Here is an 18,951-nt window from a genome sequence, read left to right as displayed (position 1 = left end):
CCCCCCTCGTGGGGGAGATGTCCGGCAGGACAGAGAGGGGCGCAGTCCCGCCAACCTCAGGCCGGAAACACAAAACCCGCCACAGCGGGCGGGTCGTTGGGGCCATTTAGCACCATATCCAAATTAGTAGCATAGCTGCCGGCACAAAGCAAGAACAAAATACGTTGTGAGGGCAAAAAAAGCGAATTCCGCACGCCCCTCGCCTTGTCCCTCCTCAAGCGAGCGTGCTCAACCAATTGCAGGATCGCGTTCCTTCGCTCCCCTTTGTCCCACCAACCTCAAGCAGATTACAGCCTCACGCGAATTCCATGATCACCGCATCGACGGCAAGGCTGTCGCCGGGCTTGGCGTTGAGCTTCGAGACGATGAGGTCGCGCTCGGCGCGCAGCACGTTCTCCATCTTCATCGCTTCGACCACGGCAAGCGTCTCGCCGGCCTTGACCTCCTGCCCCTCGGCAACGGCGATCGACACGACGAGGCCGGGCATCGGGCAAAGCAGCATCTTCGAGGTATCCGGCGCCACTTTTTCCGGCATCAGCCTTTCGAGCTCGGCAGTGCGCGGCAGCATGGCGCGGGCTGTCACCGAGATGCCTTTCCAGGCGATGCGGAACCCGTTCAGCACCGGCCTGACCTGCGCCGCGACCTTGCGGCCGCCGACCGTGCCGCGCCAGATGAGATCGCCCGGCCGCCAGTCGGATGCCACGGTCAGTGCCTTGCCACCGTCGATTGTGAGGTCGAGCTCCATCGGAATGGAAATCATCCCTTCGACGATGGCAACCGAAAGATAATCCCGGCCGATCTTCACCACCCAGTCGCGTTTCAAGGCGCCCGAATGCGGCGCCAGCCGCCCGCCCAGCCGGTCGAGCCGGTCGCGGCGCAGCAGTTCGACCGCGGTTGCGATCGCGGCCAGCACCGCGTTTTCTTCGCTGTTCGGCACAATGGGCGCGAAGCCGTCGGGATACTCCTCGGCGATGAACGCCGTCGATAGCCGCCCTTCCCGCCAGCGCGGATGCTGCATCAGCGCCGCCAGGAACGGTATGTTGTGCTCGATGCCGTCGACGACGAAACTGTCCAGCGCTTCCGACATCGCATCAATCGCCGCCAGCCGCGTCGGCGCCCAGGTGCACAACTTGGCGACCATCGGGTCGTAGAACATCGAGATTTCCGAGCCCTCGGTAACGCCGGTATCGTTGCGGATGACGATTTCGCCGAATTTTCCCTCTTTCGGCGGCCGGTATTTCGTCAGCCTGCCGATCGACGGCAGAAAGTTGCGATACGGATCTTCGGCATAGAGGCGGCTTTCCACCGCCCAGCCGTTCAGCTTGACGTCGCTCTGCTTGATGGCGAGCTTTTCGCCTGCCGCCACGCGGATCATCTGCTCGACCAGGTCGATGCCGGTGATGAGCTCCGTCACCGGATGCTCGACCTGCAGCCGCGTGTTCATTTCCAGAAAATAGAAGTTCTTGTCGCTGTCGACGATGAACTCGACCGTGCCGGCGCTCTGGTAGTCGACGGCCTTGGCCAGCGCCACCGACTGCTCGCCCATGGCTTTGCGGGTCTTGGCGTCGAGGAACGGCGACGGCGCCTCCTCCACGACCTTCTGGTTGCGGCGCTGAATCGAGCATTCGCGCTCGCCGAGATAGAGCGTGTTGCCATGCGCGTCGGCGAGCACCTGGATTTCGATATGGCGCGGATCGACGATGAACTTTTCGATGAAGACGCGGTCATCGCCGAACGAGCTTTTGGCCTCCGACCGCGCCCGGTCGAAGCCGTCGCGCACCTCTGCCTTGCTCCAGGCGATGCGCATGCCCTTGCCACCGCCGCCGGCCGAAGCCTTGATCATCACGGGATAGCTGATTTCGCCGGCTATTCTTTCGGCATGGGCGGCGTTCTCGACGACGCCGAGCCAGCCGGGCACCGTCGACACCTTGGCCGTATTGGCGAACTTCTTCGATTCGATCTTGTCGCCCATCGCCTTGATGGCCTTAGGCTTCGGGCCAATAAAGACGATGCCTTCCTGCTCCAACGCTTCGCAGAAGGATGCCCGCTCGGACAGGAAACCGTAGCCGGGATGCACGGCCTCTGCTCCTGTGGCCTTGCAGGCGGCGATGATCTTTTCCGGGACCAGATAACTTTGCGCGGCCGGCGAAGGCCCGATATGCACCGCCTCGTCGGCCATTTCGACATGCACGGCGTCGCGGTCGGCATCGGAATAGACCGCGACGGTGACGATGCCCATCTTGCGCGCCGTCTTGATCACGCGGCAGGCGATCTCGCCACGGTTGGCGACCAGGATCTTTGTGAACATGCAGGCCTCGTCCCTCGGCTGCCCTTTTTTACGGGCTTCCCGTTTTATGGGCTTCAGAAGGGCGGTCAAGGCAAAGTCGGAGCCTATCCCGCATGCAGATCGGCGGGCGCTGACGAAAATCCGGGGTCGGAACGTCGCTTCGTGCATAGCGCGAAGCTGAATGGTAAGTTAAATCTAACTTGGATTGCAGACTGTCTTGGGAGGATTGCCTGATGAAAACGCGCGCCGCTGTTGCCGTCGCCGCCGGAAAGCCGCTGGAGATCATGGAGGTCGACCTCGAGGGTCCTCGCGATGGCGAGGTGCTGGTCGAGATCAAGGCAACCGGCATCTGCCACACCGACGAGTTCACGCTGTCGGGCGCCGACCCGGAAGGCCTGTTTCCGGCGATCCTCGGCCATGAGGGCGCCGGCATCGTCGTCGATATCGGCAAGGGCGTCACCTCGGTCAGGAAGGGCGACCATGTCATCCCGCTCTATACGCCGGAATGCCGGCAGTGCCCGTCCTGCCTGTCGCGCAAGACCAATCTGTGCACCGCCATCCGCGCCACGCAGGGACAGGGCCTGATGCCCGACGGCACCTCGCGCTTCTCGATCGGCAAGGACAGGCTGTTCCACTATATGGGCTGCTCGACCTTTTCCAACTTCACCGTGCTGCCCGAGATCGCGGTGGCCAAGGTCGATGCCGACGCGCCCTTCGACAAGATCTGCTACATCGGCTGCGGCGTCACCACCGGCATCGGCGCTGTGATCAACACGGCCAAGGTCGAGCAAGGCGCGACGGCGGTCGTCTTCGGCCTCGGCGGCATCGGCCTCAACGTCATCCAGGGCCTGCGCCTTGCCGGCGCCGACATGATCATCGGCGTCGATGTGAACAACGACAAGAAGCAATGGGGCGAGAAATTCGGCATGACGCATTTCGTCAATCCGAAGGAGATCGACGGCGACATCGTGGCCCATCTCGTCAATATGACCAAGCGCGGCGCCGACCAGATCGGCGGCGCCGACTACACCTTCGACTGCACCGGCAACACCAAGGTCATGCGCCAGGCGCTCGAAGCGTCGCATCGCGGCTGGGGCAAGTCGGTCATCATCGGCGTTGCCGGCGCCGGCCAGGAGATCTCGACGCGGCCGTTCCAGCTGGTCACCGGCCGCACCTGGATGGGCACCGCCTTCGGCGGCGCGCGCGGCCGCACCGACGTGCCGAAGATCGTCGACTGGTACATGGCCGGCAAGATCGAGATCGATCCGATGATCACCCACACGCTGAAGCTCGAGGACATCAACAAGGGCTTCGACCTGATGCATGAAGGCAAGTCGATCAGGAGCGTCGTGGTTTACTGAGGAGGAGAAAGCCGCCGGCTAACCAGCCAACGGCCGACAATGCACATGTTCAACACGGGAGGAGACAAAAATGCCGGAGAAACTGCATCCTAAAATCGACAATGGATTGCCACGGGAAAAGCCCGATTTTGCCGGCGGCACGCTGGTCTGCGCCTGCACCAGCAACCCGGTCAAGGTGAAGGTCAAGGGCCAGATCGCGCACAATCATGCCTGCGGCTGCACCAAATGCTGGAAGCCGGAAGGCGCGCTGTTCTCGGTCGTGGCGGTTGCCGGTACAAACGACGTGACGGTGACCGAAAACGGCGACAAGCTGAAGGTGGTCGATCCGGGCGCGCTGATCCTGCGCCATGCCTGCACCGGCTGCGGCGTCCACATGCACGGCCCGGTCGAGCGCGACCACGCTTTCAAGGGGCTGTCCTTCATCCATCCGGAGCGCTTCCAGGAGGATGGCTGGTCGCCTCCGGGCTTCACCGCCTTTGTCTCGTCGATCATTGAATCCGGTGTCGATCCCAGCCGCATGGACGGCATAAGGTCACAGCTGAAGTCGATCGGGCTCGAACCTTATGATTGCCTCAATCCTGGCCTGATGGACTATATCGCCACCTGGACGGCCAAAAGATCCGGCGCGTTGCCGGCCTAGTAGCCGCTCGACCATCATCGATCGAGCCGGGCGACGCCGCCCGGCTCTTTCACATTTGGAACAACGATGCCCGCACCTGCTATTCTCGTCGACGCCGACGCTTGCCCGGTGAAGGCCGAGGTCGAAAAAGTCGCCGAGCGGCACGGCATCGTCGTCACCTTCGTCTCCAATGGCGGCTTGCGTCCGTCGCGCGATCCGATGATCCGCAATGTCGTCGTCTCCAAGGGCGCCGATGCCGCCGACGACTGGATCGTCGAAAATGCCCGGTCCAACGACATTGTGGTGACCGCCGATATCCCGCTTGCCGCGCGCGCGGTGGCGCTTGGCGCCCACGTACTTGGTCCGACCGGACGCCCGTTTACGCCCGAAACGATCGGCATGGCGGTGGCGATGCGCGACCTCAAGCAGCACCTGCGCGAAACCGGCGAGAGCAAGGGCTACAATTCGAGCTTCGCGCCGCAGGATCGCTCGCGGTTCCTAGGCGAGCTTGACCGCATCCTACGGCGAGCGCTGAAATCCGCGCCAGCGGACTGAAAACCATGGCGACCGGTACCACGACCAAGATGCCCATGCGACGCCACACGCTGTTCGCGGTGTCGGCCTGCATCGGCGTGGCAGCCTTTGGCGCAGCGCTGATCTGGCGTGCGCCGCTTGCCTATTCGATCGGCGCCAACGTGTTCTTTGCCGCCTATCTCGTTCTTGTCATCGCCCACATGCCTCGGCTTACCGGCAGCTATCTGCGCAAGAATGCAGGCGACACGGACCTGCCGGTACTGGCGATCTTCGCGGTCACTCTGGTTGTGGTCGCCATTGCCATCATTTCGTTGTTTCAATTGATCAACAGGGAGAAGAGCGCGGACGCCGTCGAGCTTACGGTGGCGCTGCTGTCCATCCCGCTTGGCTGGTTGACCATCCATGCCATGGCGGCACTTCACTACGCGCATCTCTATTGGTTGGACGGCGATGCGATGGATGGCGACACCAAAAAGAGGATTCCAGTCGGCGGCCTCGACTTTCCGGGCGGCAAGCGGCCGGAGGGCTCGGATTTCCTCTATTTTTCGACAGTGATCGGCATGACGGCGCAAACCGCCGACACCAACGTCACGACCTCGCAAATGCGCCGTGTCGTGCTTGTGCATTCGATCCTGTCGTTCTTCTTCAACACTGTCATTGTGGCAGCCGCGGTCAACCTCGCCGTCAGCCTCGGCAGTCTGTAATAAATCCGTGATGGGGTGAAACATCGCTTAGGCTGGGGACGTATTTGGGAGAGAAGAGATCTGACGAGGCTGTGGCGAACGCGCGGCCGGAGGAAACAACAGATGGAATCGCTTGCCAGAAACCAAGCCGCCGGAGCAGATACCGCCGCGCCGAGCGATGTGACGCTGATCTATCGCCAGTCGCGCTGGACGCGGCTGACGCATTGGCTATGGGCGATCGCGCTGTTCTTCATGCTGCTTTCCGGCCTGCAGATCTTCAACGCCCGCCCGCAGCTCTACATCGGCAAGGAGTCGGGCTTTGGCTACAACAACACCATCTTCGCCATCGGCGCCGAGAATACCGCGGCTGGCCCGCGCGGTTACACCGAAATTTTCGGCAAGCGCTTCGATACCACCGGCGTGCTCGGCTGGTCGGGTCCGGCCGGCCAGGAGACTTCCCGGGCCTTCCCGTCCTGGGCGACGATTCCTTCCTATTACGATCTCGGCACCGCGCGCGTCGTTCATTTCTTCTTTGCCTGGGTGCTGACCACCACGCTGCTAGTCTGGCTGGTCGCCAGCCTCATCAACGGCCATTTGCGCCGCGATCTTGCCCCGCGCCTCGATGATTTCAGGCGGCTGCCGCAAGACATTGTCGACCACGCCAGGTTCAGGTTTCACCACAGGCGCGAATACAACACCTTGCAGAAGATGGCTTATGGCGGCGTGCTGTTCGTGCTGCTGCCGCTGATGATCATCACCGGCCTTGCCATGTCGCCGAGCATGGATTCGGTGCTGCCGTTCCTGAACGATCTGCTCGGCGGCCGACAGACGGCGCGCACCATTCATTTCACGGTGATGCTGCTGCTCGTCGCCTTCTTCATTATCCACATCCTGATGATCCTGGCCGCCGGTCCGATCAACGAGCTGCGCTCAATCATCACCGGCTGGTATCGAACCGACCCGCCGGCGCATGCCGACAATGCGCCAGAGAGGAGTGCGTGACATGGCGAAATTCGAGATCAGCCCCAAGCTACAGATAAGCCGAAGAAAGTTCCTGAACTCGGCCAGCCTCGGCCTTTCCGGCATCATGCTGTCGGGCTGCGACGCCTTCGACAGCCAGCTTGGCGTCGGCGACAGCCTGCGCAGCTTCCTCGAAAGCGCCAATGGCCTGACCTGGCGGGCGCAGCGACTGCTTGCCGGTGCTGATGCGCTGGCGCCGGAATTCACCGAGGCCGACATTCGCCAGCCGCAGCGGCCGAACGGCGTCACCGCACCCGACGACGATTTCTACAAGGGCCTGCTCGCCAGCGATTTCGCCGACTGGCGGCTGGAGGTTTCCGGCCTTGTCGAAAAGCCGCTGTCGCTGACCCGCGAGCAGCTGATGAATATGCCGAGCCGCACCCAGATCACCCGCCACGACTGCGTCGAAGGCTGGAGCTGCATTGCCAAATGGACCGGCACGCCGCTGTCGCTGGTGCTCGACCAGGCCGTGGTCAAGCCGCAGGCGCGCTATGTCATGTTCCACTGCCTCGATACGATCGACCGCAGCCTTGCCGGCGATATCAAATATTACGGCTCGATCGACCTGATCGATGCCCGTCATCCGCAGACGATCCTTGCCTATGGCCTCAACGGCAAGCCGCTGCCGGTCGAGAACGGCGCGCCGCTGCGCGTCCGCGTCGAGCGCCAGCTCGGCTACAAGATGCCGAAATACCTCTACAAGATCGAGCTGGTCGACGGCTTCGCCAATATCGGCGGCGGCAGAGGCGGCTATTGGGAGGACAATGGCTACGACTGGTACGGCGGCATCTGACTGAAACCTGATCTCAGTTTCGCCTAACTAACTGTCGCCGTCGCTGTCGTCGCCGTCGCTCCGCAGGGCCGGATTCAGGTCGGGATTATCGTCCGGGGTGACGAGCTTCCCAAGCCCGTGCGGTCCTTGGTAGTTGCCGTGGGTATCGAAGTTGGGATTGCCCTGATTGTCGAATTGCGGCGTCGGATCGATTGATTGGTCGTAACGGCGCGGGCGCGGCTTCGGATAGTAATTATCGGAATGATGGCGATGCGAATTGCTGTTGTCGAGAATGGCGCCTACCACGCCGCCGACGATAATGGCTGCGGCGAGGTCGCCAGCAGAGGGGTTACGGTTGGGGCCGGCGACTGCGAATTCGGCCGAGCAACCATTGTCGACCCAGATGCCGCCGCCGTCATAGCCCCAGCTTCTACCGTATACGCAACGCGCCTTCGACAGACGGGAGGTCAACTGCACGCCACGTCGCGTATCGACCCCGCAATAGGAATAACGGTAATCGGCGCTGGAGCAGACCACGCGTTTTGCCCCCGCAGCCTGCGCTGCCGCCGGCAGCAACGAAAGCTTCGCCGGGTTGCCCAGTATGCAACCCAGGAACATCATCGAACCGGTAACCGCCATCCGTGCCGACATCGCAACTCTCCATCAGGGTCCGCTATCGACAGAATGGCACCTCTGTGTAAGTCTGACAACCGGACGGGCTCAGTGAGGTTATATTAATGCGCGCTAAGATTATCGCCACTATTATACTTGCCCTTTCTGCATGGTTGGCTTTGTCGCTGCTGCCAGCCCGGGCGGACGACAGCCTCAAGCGCATCATCGATCAGAAGACACTGACAGTCGGCGTCGCGCTCAACCCGCCATGGATCCTCAAGAAGGCCGACGGGAAGTTCGCCGGCTATGATGTCGACCTGACCAGTGCGCTGGCGTCCGATCTCGGCGTCGACCTGAAGCTGGTCGAGGTGCCATGGAACGACCTCAAGACGCGATTGCTCAAGGGTGATTTCGACATGATCGCGGCGGGCTACGCCAGCACGCCGGAACGCGCACGCGAGGTGGTGTTCTCCGACCAGACCGGTACCGCCGATATCCGAATGGTGGCGACGATCGCCAGTCTTGGGAAAAGGCCGGGCAAGGTACTGGCGGCGCCGGGCTACAAGATCGCCGTGCTCTCCAACTCGACGGACGAAGCCGCCGCGAGGGAAGCATTCCCGAAAGCGGCCATCGTGTCATTCGACAATGCGGCCGATGTTTTCGCCGCCGTCATCAGCGGGCAAGCACAGGCGATGGTGGCGACATCGCCGACGCCGCAAATGGCCGCCAGGCTTTATGACGCCAAGCTCAAGCTGGTGGGCGGCCCGCTGTTGCGGACGCCGGAAGCGTTTGCCATGCGGCCGGACGATGTCCGCCTCATCCAATACGTCAACAACTGGATCGGCGCGCGCACCGCCGACGGCACCATAGGCGGCGTTCGCCGCTACTGGTTCGGCAGCTTCAAATGGATGTCGCGCTTCGAGACAGCCAAGCCCGAGCCCGCAAAACAATAGGGTCGCGACCTGTCCAGTAAAAATGTCGCTGGCAGGTGACAAGGTGTCGTCCACGGGCTATGGATGACGAGTCGAGGGCTCCTGACCGAGTCCTACCTGTTTGCGGGAGAGAGCAGCGAGAGCTGCCGCCGAAGGGGAAATCGCCCGAAATCTCTCAGGCAAAAGAACCGTAGACGGGAAAGACACTCTGGAAAGTCGGGGCTTGCCCCCGCGCCGAAGGTGTAAGCGCTGCCGACAGAGTACGGGGCGCGAGTCTCTCAGGCTTCAGACAGAGGGGCACGGACTGGTCGCCATTCGCGGCCGCTTGCGTGCGACTCTGGAGATGACATGACGGGCGACGACACCAAACACCTTCCCCTCGAAGATCTGCATGTGGCAGGCGGTGCGCGCTTTGGCGCCTTCGCCGGCTGGTCGATGCCGCTGACCTATCCGGCCGGTGTGATGAAAGAGCATCTGCACAGCCGCGAGCATGCCGGCCTGTTCGACATCTCGCACATGAAGCTGTTCGAAATCAGCGGTTCGGGGGCAGCAGCGCTTCTGAACCGCGCCTGCCCGTTCGATGCCGGCGCGCTTGAGGTTTCCCTGTCCAAATATACGTTCTTCCTCAACGAGGCCGCCGGCATTCTGGACGATCTGATCGTCACCAGGCTTGGCGCCGAGCGCTTCATGATGGTCGCCAATGCCGGCAATGCCGCCGCCGACGAAAAGCATCTGCGCGCATTGGCCAAAAATTTCGAAGCAGAGGGCGATTTCGACGTGAAGGTGGACGCACTCGACCGCGTCTTCCTTGCCATCCAGGGCCCCGAAGCATGGGCTGCCCTTTCCCGCGCCGGCATCGAGACGGGTTCGCTGGTGTTCATGCACGGTATCGAGCCGCGCGAAAAATGGTTCATGAGCCGGTCCGGCTATACCGGCGAAGACGGCTTCGAGATCGGCCTGCCGGAAGCGGATGCAAGAAACCTCGTCGCCAGGCTGCTCGAGGACGAGCGGGTGATGTGGGTCGGCCTTGCCGCCCGCGACAGCCTGCGGCTTGAAGCCGGACTGTGCCTGCACGGGCTGGACATCACGCCGGAGATCGATCCGGCCAGCGCCGGGCTGATGTGGGCCATCCCCAAGGAGGTTCGCGCCTCGGGCGCCTTCATCGGCGCCGATGCGCTGCGTGCCATCCTGGAGCGTGGTCCAGCGCAAAAACGCGTCGGCCTGAAGCCGGAAGGCCGCCAGCCGGTGCGCGCCGGTGCTGCCCTTTTCGATGCCGACGGCAACCCTGCCGGCCATGTCACCTCTGGCGGCTTCGGCCCCTCGGCCGGTCATCCGGTCGCCATGGGCTACGTCCAGACGCCGCTTGCCAAATCCGGCGCAAAACTGTTCGCCGATGTCCGCGGGACGAAAATCCCGGTCGACATCCACCCCTTGCCCTTCACGCCCCATCGCTACCGCAAAGGATGATTTCAATGGCAAAGACCTATTTCACCGAAGATCACGAATGGCTTCGCGTCGAGGGCGGCGTCGCCACGGTCGGCATCACCGACTACGCACAGCAGCAGCTCGGCGACCTCGTCTTTGTCGAGCTGCCGGAATTGGGCAGAAAGCTAGCCAAGGGCGACACCGCCGTGGTGGTCGAATCGGTCAAGGCCGCATCGGATGTCTACGCGCCGGTCGACGGCGAGATCACCGAGGCCAATACCGCGCTGTCGGCCGATCCTTCGCTCGTCAATTCGGCGGCAACCGGCGACGGCTGGCTGTGGAAGATGAAGCTGGCCAATGAGAGCCAGCTCGATGGGCTCCTCGATGAAGCCGCTTACAAAGCCCATATTGGTTGATAGCAGGACCAGGAAGATGACCGCAGCACCCTACCCCTTCTCGGCTCGCCATATCGGCCCGGGCCTCCATGACGTCAGAGCCATGCTGGCGACGATCGGCGTCCCTTCGGTCGAGACCCTGATCAGTCAGGCAGTGCCGAAGTCGATCCGGCTCGACCGGCCGCTGGCCCTGCCCGCCCCCGCAAGCGAAGCGGAAGCGCTGGCCGAGCTCGCGGCGACGATGGCAAAGAACACGGTGCTGAAGAGCTTTATCGGTGCCGGCTATCATGGCGTCCATGTGCCGCCGGTAATCCAGCGCAACCTGTTCGAGAACCCGGCCTGGTATACCGCCTACACGCCTTACCAGGCCGAGATCAGCCAGGGCCGGCTGGAAATGCTGTTCAACTTCCAGACGCTGGTGACGGAATTGACCGGCCTGCCGGTGGCATCGGCCTCGCTGCTCGACGAGGCGACGGCGGTGGCCGAAGCGGTCGGCATTGCGCTGCGCCATCATCGCGACAAGCGCACCAAGGTGGCACTGGCCGGCACGCCGCACCCGCAGACGCTGGACGTCGTGCGCACCCGCGCCGAGCCCCTCGGCATCGAGGTGGACGGCGAGGTGATCGACGACAACACCGCCGCCCTGCTGGTCTCCTGGCCCGATACATTCGGCGTCTACGGCAATCACAAGGCAGCGATCGACAAGGCCCGTGCCGCCGGCGCGCTGGTCGTCTTCATCGCCGACCCGCTTGGCTTGACGCTGACCGATGCGCCGGCCAGGCTTGGCGCCGACATCGCCGTCGGCCCGATGCAGCGTTTTGGCGTGCCGATGGGCTTTGGCGGGCCGCACGCCGCCTATTGCGCGGTCTCCGACAGGCTGACGCGGCTGATGCCCGGCCGGCTCGTTGGCCAGTCGACGGATAGCAAGGGCCGTCCCGGTTATCGCCTGGCTTTGCAGACACGCGAGCAGCATATCCGCCGCGACAAGGCGACCTCCAACATCTGCACCGCACAGGCGCTGCTCGCCAACATGGCGACGGCCTACGCGATCTGGCATGGCCCTGCCGGGCTGCAGGCGATTGCCGGCCGCGTCCACACGCTGGCCAACCGCCTGGCTGCCGGCCTCAAGGCAGCGGGCGTTTCGGTGGTCGGCGAAAGCCGGTTCGACACGGTGGCTGTGGAAGTGAAGGGCAGAGCCGGCGCGATTGCCGCCGCCGCAGAAAAGACGGGCCGCCTGTTGCGCGTCATCGACGCCGACCATGTCGGCATCAGCTTCGACGAGACCTCCACCGAAGCCGATCTGGAGGCGATCGCAGCACTTTTCGGCGCCAAGGCCGGCGTTGCCGCCGGCAGTTCCATGCCAGGAAAACCGCGCGGCAAGGAGTTCCTCACCCAGCCCGTGTTCCGCGAAAACCACTCGGAAACCGACATGATGCGCTTCCTGCGCCGGCTGGCCGACAAGGACCTGGCGCTTGACCGCGCCATGATCCCGCTCGGCTCCTGCACCATGAAGCTCAACGCCGCCGCCGAAATGATGCCAGTGAGCTGGCCTGATGTCGCCAACCTGCATCCCTTCGCGCCGGCAAACCATTCGATAGGCTATCGCGCCATGATCGACGAGCTGGAAGGCTGGTTGGCGGAGATCACCGGCTTCGACGCGGTGACCCTGCAGCCCAATGCCGGCAGCCAGGGCGAATATGCCGGGCTGCTCGCCATTCGCCGCTATCATCTGTCACGCGGCGAAGGCCATCGCACCGTCTGCCTGATCCCCTCCTCGGCGCATGGCACCAATCCGGCAAGTGCGGCCATGGCCGGCATGAGCGTCGTCGTTGTGCGCTGCACCGAGGACGGCAATATCGACATGGACGACCTGCAGGCCAAGGCGGCCGAGCATGCGCATAATCTCGCGGCGCTGATGTTCACCTATCCCTCGACGCATGGCGTCTTCGAGGAAGGCGCGCGCGACCTTTGCGCCCTCGTCCACAGCCATGGCGGCCAGGTCTATTTCGACGGCGCCAACCTCAATGCGCTGGTCGGCCTCGCCCGTCCCGGCGATATCGGCGCCGACGTCTGCCACATGAACCTGCACAAGACCTTCTGCATCCCGCATGGCGGCGGCGGCCCCGGCGTCGGCCCGATCGGCGTCAAGGCGCATCTGAAGCCGCATCTGCCCGGCCACGTCACCGAAGGCTCGGTCCATGCCGTGGCGGCGGCACCGTTCGGCAGCGCCTCGATCCTGCCGATCACCTGGATGTATATTCGCATGATGGGCGCTTCCGGCCTGAAGCAGGCGACCGAGACGGCGATCATCTCCGCCAACTATGTGTCGACGCGGCTTGGCGAGCATTTCCCCCTGCTTTACAAGGGGCGCAACGGACGCGTCGCGCATGAATGCATCCTCGACACCCGCGTGCTCAAGGACAGCGCCGGCATCAGCGTCGACGATATCGCCAAGCGGCTGATCGACTATGGCTTCCACGCGCCGACCATGTCGTTCCCGGTCGCTGGCACGCTGATGGTGGAGCCGACCGAATCCGAGCCCAAGCGCGAGTTGGATCGTTTCTGCGAAGCGATGATCGCCATAGCCGGCGAGGCAGCCAAGGTGGCGAAGGGCGAATGGCCGTTGGCCGACAATCCTCTGGTCAACGCTCCGCACACCGCCGCCGAGGCATTGGCCGGCCAGTGGACACATCCCTATTCGCGTCTGGAGGCGGCCTACCCCGCCGGCGATGCCGATACGGCAGCAAAATACTGGCCGCCGGTGTCACGCATCGACAATGTCGCCGGCGACCGCAACCTTGTCTGCTCCTGCCCGCCGCTGTCGGAATATCTGGGTGCGGCGGAATAGATCATGATTCCGAAAAGTGGAATCCGGTTTTCCGACAAGATCATGGGTCTAACAAGAAGATAGAAACCCCAATCAGGCAGAACGCAAGGCCGGCCCGTCGGCCTTGCTCGCCCGGTCCCGAACGACGACGCGATTTCGCCCGGCGCGCTTTGCCGCATAGAGTGCTGCGTCGGCTTCGGCCAGCACATCGTCGAGACCGGTGCCGTTTGTTCCGCCAAAGCCGATGCCGCCGCTGACTGTGCTTCGCAACGGACCAAGTTGTGTGGCCACGACTTCTGTGCCGAAGGCGACGCTGATCTTGCTCGCAATGTCATAGGCCTTCTCTTCCGTCATCCGCGACATGACGAGCACGAACTCCTCGCCGCCCAACCGGAACGCGTCGACGCCGGTCCTGGCGTATTTCCTGATGACAGCGGCAAAGCGGCGCAGAACCTGGTCGCCGACCGGATGACCGAAAACGTCGTTCGTTCTCTTGAAATGGTCGAGGTCGAACATGGCGACGGACATGAACGGGCCGAAGACCCGCTCGCCGTAGAGTGCCGTCAACGCCCGCCGGTTCATCAGCCCGGTCAATGGATCGGTCATCGTCTCGGCCTTCAATTCGATCTGCGCCTGCAAATGGTGCAGGGAGAGCGTCAATGCGCCGAGCCCGGTCATGCAGGCGACGGCTACGACGGAATTCACCCGCTCGGCCCAATTGTCGGGCGCAACACCCAGCACCCATTGCCCCTTGACCAGCAGGACCGCGCCGCAAAGTCCGAACGACAGCGCACAGACGCCGCTCAGGAACGAGACGACCAGCAATATCCGGCGATCGTGACCACCCTCAATCCAGAACATCACCCCGATGAGCGAGAGCAGCGCCGTTACCGTCGCGTAGGTGACGATGAAGCCGACACCATCAAACCCGAGATACGTCGCGCCCGCGCAAACAGCCGTCGCAACCAAGGTCGGCAAGATGGCGCGCCTGTAATCGCCTATGCCGAGATATTGCATGGCCGACAGGCAGATAATCAGGAAACCGAGGCTGAGAAGCGCAAGCACGATCTGGCAGAGCCAGGCGCTTGGATCCCTGGTGTAATGCCAGAACAGCACCACATGTGCGACGAGCACGAGAATGCCGCACGCCACCGTCAGCACAAAGCGTGCCTGTGGCGCGGTGAACCAGATCGCAAACATTGTGATGCTAAGGCACGTGCCCGACAGCGCCGCCGCGAGCAGGAGCGAACTGTAATCCAACATGCGTAAGCGACAGCCTCGTGAGCGTTCCGCTGCATTCTAGGTCAGCGACAGTCCGCAAATACCGTTTTTTCAGCCAGTCTTCCGGCGTAACCTTCGGACAAGGTTTACAAAGCGTCGATGCTCCAAGCTTCGACCCCATTTCCGCCGCTTGGCTGTCGAATGGTTTTGCAGTAAGAGGCTCTATCCTCGAACGTAACAGGAACCTCCGTCGCCTGCCCGCGAAAAGCGTGGCAGTATCGGGTGGTGATTCGCAGCATCGGAATCCAGGACCGGCATGGACGACAACAACGATCTTTTCGCCAAATTGGACAAGCAGCCTCAGCCTGCTCGCGCCGCCGCGCGCCCGGCCGATCCGCTGGTGCAGGCGGCGAAGCGGCCGGCGCCCCGCGACGCCAGCGAGAGTTACAGTGCCGCCGACATCGAGGTGCTGGAGGGGCTGGAGCCGGTGCGCCGCCGCCCGGGCATGTACATTGGCGGCACCGACGACAAGGCGATGCACCATCTGTTCGCCGAGGTCATCGACAATTCGATGGACGAGGCGGTCGCCGGCCATGCGACCTTCATCGATGTCGAGCTTTCCGCCGACGGATACCTGTCAGTCACCGACAACGGCCGCGGCATTCCGGTCGATCCGCACCCGAAATTCAAGAAGCCGGCGCTCGAACTCATCATGACGACGCTGCATTCAGGCGGCAAGTTCGACAGTAAGGTTTACGAGACGTCCGGCGGCCTGCACGGTGTCGGCGTTTCCGTCGTCAACGCGCTGTCCGACCATCTCGAGGTCGAGGTCGCGATTGGGCGCAAGCTCTATCGCCAGCGCTTCTCACGAGGCGTTCCGGTGACCGGCCTTGAGCAGCTCGGCGACGTGCATAACCGGCGCGGCACGAAGATCCGCTTCCATCCAGACGAGCAGATTTTCGGCAAGGGTGCTGCTTTCGAGCCGGCGCGGCTCTACCGCATGGCGCGGTCAAAGGCCTATCTGTTCGGCGGCGTCGAAATCCGCTGGACCTGCGATCCCTCGCTGATCAAGGAAAAGGACACGACGCCGGCCAAGGCAGAATTCCATTTTCCGGGCGGCCTCAAGGACTATCTGAAAGCCTCGCTCGGCGACGAATTCCAGGTGACCCGTGAAATGTTCGCCGGCAAGAGCGAGAAGCAGGGCGGTCACGGCTCGCTCGAATGGGCCGTGACCTGGTTCGGCGGCGACGGTTTTATCAATTCCTATTGCAACACCATTCCGACCGCCGAAGGCGGCACGCATGAGGCCGGCTTCCGCAACGTGCTGACGCGCGGCTTGCGCGCCTACGCCGATCTGGTCGGCAACAAGCGCGCCTCGATCGTCACTTCCGAGGATGTGATGATCTCGGCGGCGGGCATGCTGTCGGTGTTCATCCGCGAACCGGAATTCGTCGGCCAGACCAAGGACAGGCTGGCGACGATCGAGGCGATCCGCATCGTCGAAACCGCCATCCGCGACCCGTTCGACCACTGGCTGGCGGACAATCCGCAGGAGGCCTCGAAACTGCTCGAATGGGTGATCGCGCGCGCCGACGAACGGGTGCGCCGCCGCCAGGAAAAGGAAGTGTCGCGCAAGAGTGCGGTGCGCAAGCTGCGCCTGCCCGGCAAGCTCGCCGACTGCACGCAGAATGCCGCCGCCGGCGCTGAGCTCTTCATCGTCGAGGGCGATTCGGCCGGCGGTTCGGCAAAGCAGGCGCGCGACCGCGCCAGCCAGGCGGTGCTGCCGCTGCGCGGCAAGATCCTCAACGTCGCCAGTGCCGGCAGCGACAAGCTTGCTGGCAACCAGCAGATATCCGACCTGATCCAGGCCTTGGGCTGCGGCACGCGCTCGAAATATCGCGACGAGGACCTGCGTTACGACCGGGTCATCATCATGACCGATGCCGACGTCGACGGCGCCCATATCGCCTCGCTGCTGATCACCTTTTTCTACCAGGAGATGCCAAGCCTGGTCCGCGGCGGCCATCTCTACCTGGCGGTGCCGCCGCTTTACTCGATCCGCCAAGGCGGCAAGGTCGGCTATGCCCGCAACGACGCGCATAAGGACGAACTCCTGCGCACCGAATTCACCGGGCGCGGTAAGGTCGAAATCGGCCGCTTCAAGGGGCTGGGCGAAATGATGGCCGCCCAGCTCAAGGAAACCACCATGGACCCGAGAAAGCGCACGCTGCTCAGGGTCGATGTGATCGACGCCGAGGCGGCGACCAAGGATGCTGTCGACGCACTGATGGGCACCAAGCCCGAGGCCCGTTTCCGCTTCATCCAGGAACGCGCGGAATTCGCCGAGACGGAAGTGCTGGATATCTGAGCGTCTTCTGCCAGGTGAGCCACAGACGGCGGTTGTTGCGATCCGGATATTTTCGCGAAGGACGAGGCCTGGAACGGTTCAGCGTTCACGGAAACGCCGAACCGCTCTTTCTTTTGTTCTGAAGCAATTCCGGACGGAAAACCGTTTCACAGTTTTCCTGGAATTGCTTTAGGCAGCCGCGATCGCCAGCGCGTGCCCGCGCGCGTTCTCGCGCAACGCGTCGAGATGGATCGACTTGATCAGCCCGGCGAGATCGCCCGCGGCGGACTGCCCGCCCAATTCCTTCAGCATCAACCAGCTGACTTCCTGGACGCCGGCGAGGCGTTTGCCATTGGCGACCTCGCGCCAGACCTTCAGCGCGCGCAGGATGATGGCGTGGGTGGCGGCGGCAAGCCCGGCGCTGCGAAACAGTGCCTGCAGCGCCACGTCATGGCCGCCGGCCAGCAGTGCTCTCACCCGTTGTTCGGATTGCTGGCTGAGCGCGACCAGGGCCGAACCAAAGAAATCGACCTTGCCGTGCGCGATGGTGCGGATGACGAAGCTTGCGGTCAGGTCACCGCGCAGACGCAGATGTTCGACAAGCGCTGTATGTTCCTCGGCACGCGTGCCTTCGATCAATGTCACGGAAGCTTTGACGCAGGCATCGCGCGTGACGCGCTCGGCTCTTGCGGCGCCCATCAGCGCCAGCACCAGCGGCGAACCCTTGAGCGTCTCGCCTACTTTGACCAGCAGCAAATGCCGACAATCGGCGGGCAGGCGCGCGTCGGCAATCAGCGCCTCGCGCACCAGAGGCAGATGGCCGTGCCGCTCGGCCATGCGCCGAAAGCTGATCGATGCGATGTCGGCGCCGCTGTTGGCGAGCAACGTGGTGCAGGCCTCCGGCTCGCCGATCTCGGCGATCGCCGCCGCAACCGACATCGACACCCGCGGCCGGTCGGCGATCACCTTCTGCGTCGCTTTCTGGCCGCCGGCAACCCGATCAATCAGGTCGGCATCAGTAAGCAGTGGCGACCGCGCCAGCACCAGGGCTGCGACTTCCGGCTGGTCCGAGGCCAGCGCGCTGACGATCTGCGGCGGCGCATGATGGCTCATGGAAAGCGCGTCGGCGATCGCCAGTCGCACCTTCGACGATGCGTCATCGAGCAGCAATGTCAGCGCCGCCTCCGCAGCGCAGCGGTCCTCGAAAGGCAGGTCCGAATCGACATAGGCGCGAGCAAGTGCGCTTGCCGCTGCAACGCGCTCCGACACCTTCGCCGTGTGGATCCATTTCAGGAAATGCGAAACGACCATGTCGCCTGCTTACGCCCTTTGCCAGAACGCTTCTGGCCCCTGTCGCGACCGTAGGCACAAATGGTTTACGAACGGTTCACCATGTTCGTTAACTGGCTTGCGAGCCCGATATGCAACGCCTATCAACCCTTAGGCAGCAGAGGAGATCGACCATGGCCGGGCTTTATCTTGAGGAGTTCGCTGTCGGCCAAGTGTTCAAGCACGCGCTGCGCAAGACCGTGACCGAAAGCGACAATATGCTGTTTTCGGTGATGACGCTGAACCCGCAGCCGCTGCACATCGATTTCGATTTCGCCGCCAAGAGCGAATGGGGCAAGCCGCTGGTCAATTCGCTGTTCACGCTGGGCCTGATGATCGGCATCTCGGTCAACGACATCACCGTCGGCACCACCATCGCCAATCTCGGCATGAAGGAGACGGTGTTTCCGCACCCCGTCTTCCACGGCGACACCATTCGCGTCGAAACCACGGTGGTTTCGGTGCGCGATTCCAGGTCGAAACCGGACCGCGGTATCGTCGAGTTCGAGCACCGCGCCTATAACCAGAACGACGTGCTGGTCGCCAAATGCACGAGGCAAGCCATGATGATGAAAAAGGCGGTGTGA

At 63.1% G+C, this 18,951-nt stretch carries 16 protein-coding genes and 1 riboswitch; of the genes, 12 read left to right on the top strand and 4 right to left on the bottom strand.

Annotated elements, in window-relative coordinates; genetic code table 11:
- Nucleotides 1-295 precede the first annotated feature (295 nt).
- A complete protein-coding gene (locus tag NKH50_RS02590) occupies nt 296-2,308 on the bottom strand; it encodes an acetyl-CoA carboxylase biotin carboxylase subunit (protein ID WP_352691085.1) in 2,013 nt (670 codons plus the stop codon).
- A 212-nt stretch (nt 2,309-2,520) separates the two neighbouring features.
- Here NKH50_RS02590 and NKH50_RS02585 point away from each other — a divergent pair, with 212 nt between their 5' ends.
- The 6 genes from NKH50_RS02585 (at nt 2,521) to NKH50_RS02560 (ending at nt 7,297) form a co-directional block, all read left to right on the top strand.
- Nucleotides 2,521-3,648, top strand: coding sequence for an S-(hydroxymethyl)glutathione dehydrogenase/class III alcohol dehydrogenase (locus NKH50_RS02585; RefSeq protein ID WP_352876492.1), 1,128 nt, complete (start codon nt 2,521-2,523; stop codon nt 3,646-3,648).
- Between the two features lie 70 nt (nt 3,649-3,718).
- Nucleotides 3,719-4,288: an S-(hydroxymethyl)glutathione synthase gene (gene gfa / locus NKH50_RS02580; RefSeq protein ID WP_352508734.1), complete on the top strand. Its 570-nt coding sequence runs from the start codon at nt 3,719-3,721 to the stop codon at nt 4,286-4,288.
- A gap of 66 nt (nt 4,289-4,354) precedes the next feature.
- Entirely contained in the window at nt 4,355-4,822 is a 468-nt protein-coding gene (locus tag NKH50_RS02575) for a YaiI/YqxD family protein (RefSeq protein WP_254818384.1), read from the top strand.
- A 5-nt stretch (nt 4,823-4,827) separates the two neighbouring features.
- Nucleotides 4,828-5,505, top strand: a complete 678-nt coding sequence (locus NKH50_RS02570) for a DUF1345 domain-containing protein (RefSeq protein ID WP_352737115.1) — start codon at nt 4,828-4,830, stop codon at nt 5,503-5,505.
- A 102-nt stretch (nt 5,506-5,607) separates the two neighbouring features.
- The gene (locus NKH50_RS02565; protein WP_352876488.1) at nt 5,608-6,486 is read left to right on the top strand and encodes a cytochrome b/b6 domain-containing protein; all 879 of its coding nucleotides are present in this window, start codon (nt 5,608-5,610) and stop codon (nt 6,484-6,486) included.
- Nucleotide 6,487: 1 nt separating this feature from the next.
- Nucleotides 6,488-7,297 (top strand): molybdopterin-binding protein, encoded by an 810-nt coding sequence (locus NKH50_RS02560; RefSeq protein WP_352876486.1) that lies wholly within the window; start codon nt 6,488-6,490, stop codon nt 7,295-7,297.
- Between the two features lie 27 nt (nt 7,298-7,324).
- On the opposite strand, the gene NKH50_RS02555 is transcribed toward NKH50_RS02560, so the two are convergent.
- Nucleotides 7,325-7,927 carry a DUF3011 domain-containing protein gene (locus tag NKH50_RS02555; RefSeq protein ID WP_352876483.1) on the bottom strand — a complete coding sequence of 201 codons (603 nt, stop codon included), beginning with the start codon at nt 7,925-7,927 and terminating at the stop codon, nt 7,325-7,327.
- Between the two features lie 86 nt (nt 7,928-8,013).
- Between NKH50_RS02555 and NKH50_RS02550 the strand changes: the two genes are divergently transcribed.
- From NKH50_RS02550 to gcvP, 4 genes are all read left to right on the top strand, one after another.
- Complete coding sequence (locus NKH50_RS02550) at nt 8,014-8,841, top strand: transporter substrate-binding domain-containing protein (RefSeq protein WP_352689968.1); 828 nt, start codon at nt 8,014-8,016, stop codon at nt 8,839-8,841.
- Nucleotides 8,842-8,934: 93 nt separating this feature from the next.
- Nucleotides 8,935-9,021, top strand: a riboswitch (glycine riboswitch).
- A gap of 147 nt (nt 9,022-9,168) precedes the next feature.
- Nucleotides 9,169-10,287, top strand: coding sequence for a glycine cleavage system aminomethyltransferase GcvT (gcvT, locus tag NKH50_RS02545; protein WP_352689967.1), 1,119 nt, complete (start codon nt 9,169-9,171; stop codon nt 10,285-10,287).
- A gap of 5 nt (nt 10,288-10,292) precedes the next feature.
- Nucleotides 10,293-10,661, top strand: coding sequence for a glycine cleavage system protein GcvH (gcvH, locus tag NKH50_RS02540; protein WP_352508741.1), 369 nt, complete (start codon nt 10,293-10,295; stop codon nt 10,659-10,661).
- A 16-nt stretch (nt 10,662-10,677) separates the two neighbouring features.
- A complete protein-coding gene (gcvP, locus tag NKH50_RS02535) occupies nt 10,678-13,488 on the top strand; it encodes an aminomethyl-transferring glycine dehydrogenase (RefSeq protein WP_352876479.1) in 2,811 nt (936 codons plus the stop codon).
- 72 nt (nt 13,489-13,560) lie between these two features.
- Here gcvP and NKH50_RS02530 read toward each other — a convergent pair whose 3' ends face one another.
- Complete coding sequence (locus tag NKH50_RS02530; protein ID WP_352508743.1) at nt 13,561-14,730, bottom strand: GGDEF domain-containing protein; 1,170 nt, start codon at nt 14,728-14,730, stop codon at nt 13,561-13,563.
- A gap of 274 nt (nt 14,731-15,004) precedes the next feature.
- Between NKH50_RS02530 and parE the strand changes: the two genes are divergently transcribed.
- Entirely contained in the window at nt 15,005-17,056 is a 2,052-nt protein-coding gene (gene parE / locus NKH50_RS02525) for a DNA topoisomerase IV subunit B (protein ID WP_352876477.1), read from the top strand.
- A 168-nt stretch (nt 17,057-17,224) separates the two neighbouring features.
- On the opposite strand, the gene NKH50_RS02520 is transcribed toward parE, so the two are convergent.
- The gene (locus tag NKH50_RS02520) at nt 17,225-18,346 is read right to left on the bottom strand and encodes a DUF2336 domain-containing protein (protein WP_352876475.1); all 1,122 of its coding nucleotides are present in this window, start codon (nt 18,344-18,346) and stop codon (nt 17,225-17,227) included.
- Between the two features lie 152 nt (nt 18,347-18,498).
- On the opposite strand from NKH50_RS02520, the gene NKH50_RS02515 reads away from it, so the two are divergent.
- Nucleotides 18,499-18,951 carry a MaoC family dehydratase gene (locus NKH50_RS02515; RefSeq protein ID WP_352876473.1) on the top strand — a complete coding sequence of 151 codons (453 nt, stop codon included), beginning with the start codon at nt 18,499-18,501 and terminating at the stop codon, nt 18,949-18,951.

It is taken from the genome of Mesorhizobium sp. M1027 (genome assembly GCF_040318745.1).
Taxonomy (GTDB): Bacteria; Pseudomonadota; Alphaproteobacteria; order Rhizobiales; family Rhizobiaceae; genus Mesorhizobium.
Note: the sequence above shows the minus strand (reverse complement) of the source record. Positions and strands in the feature narration are given on the sequence as shown.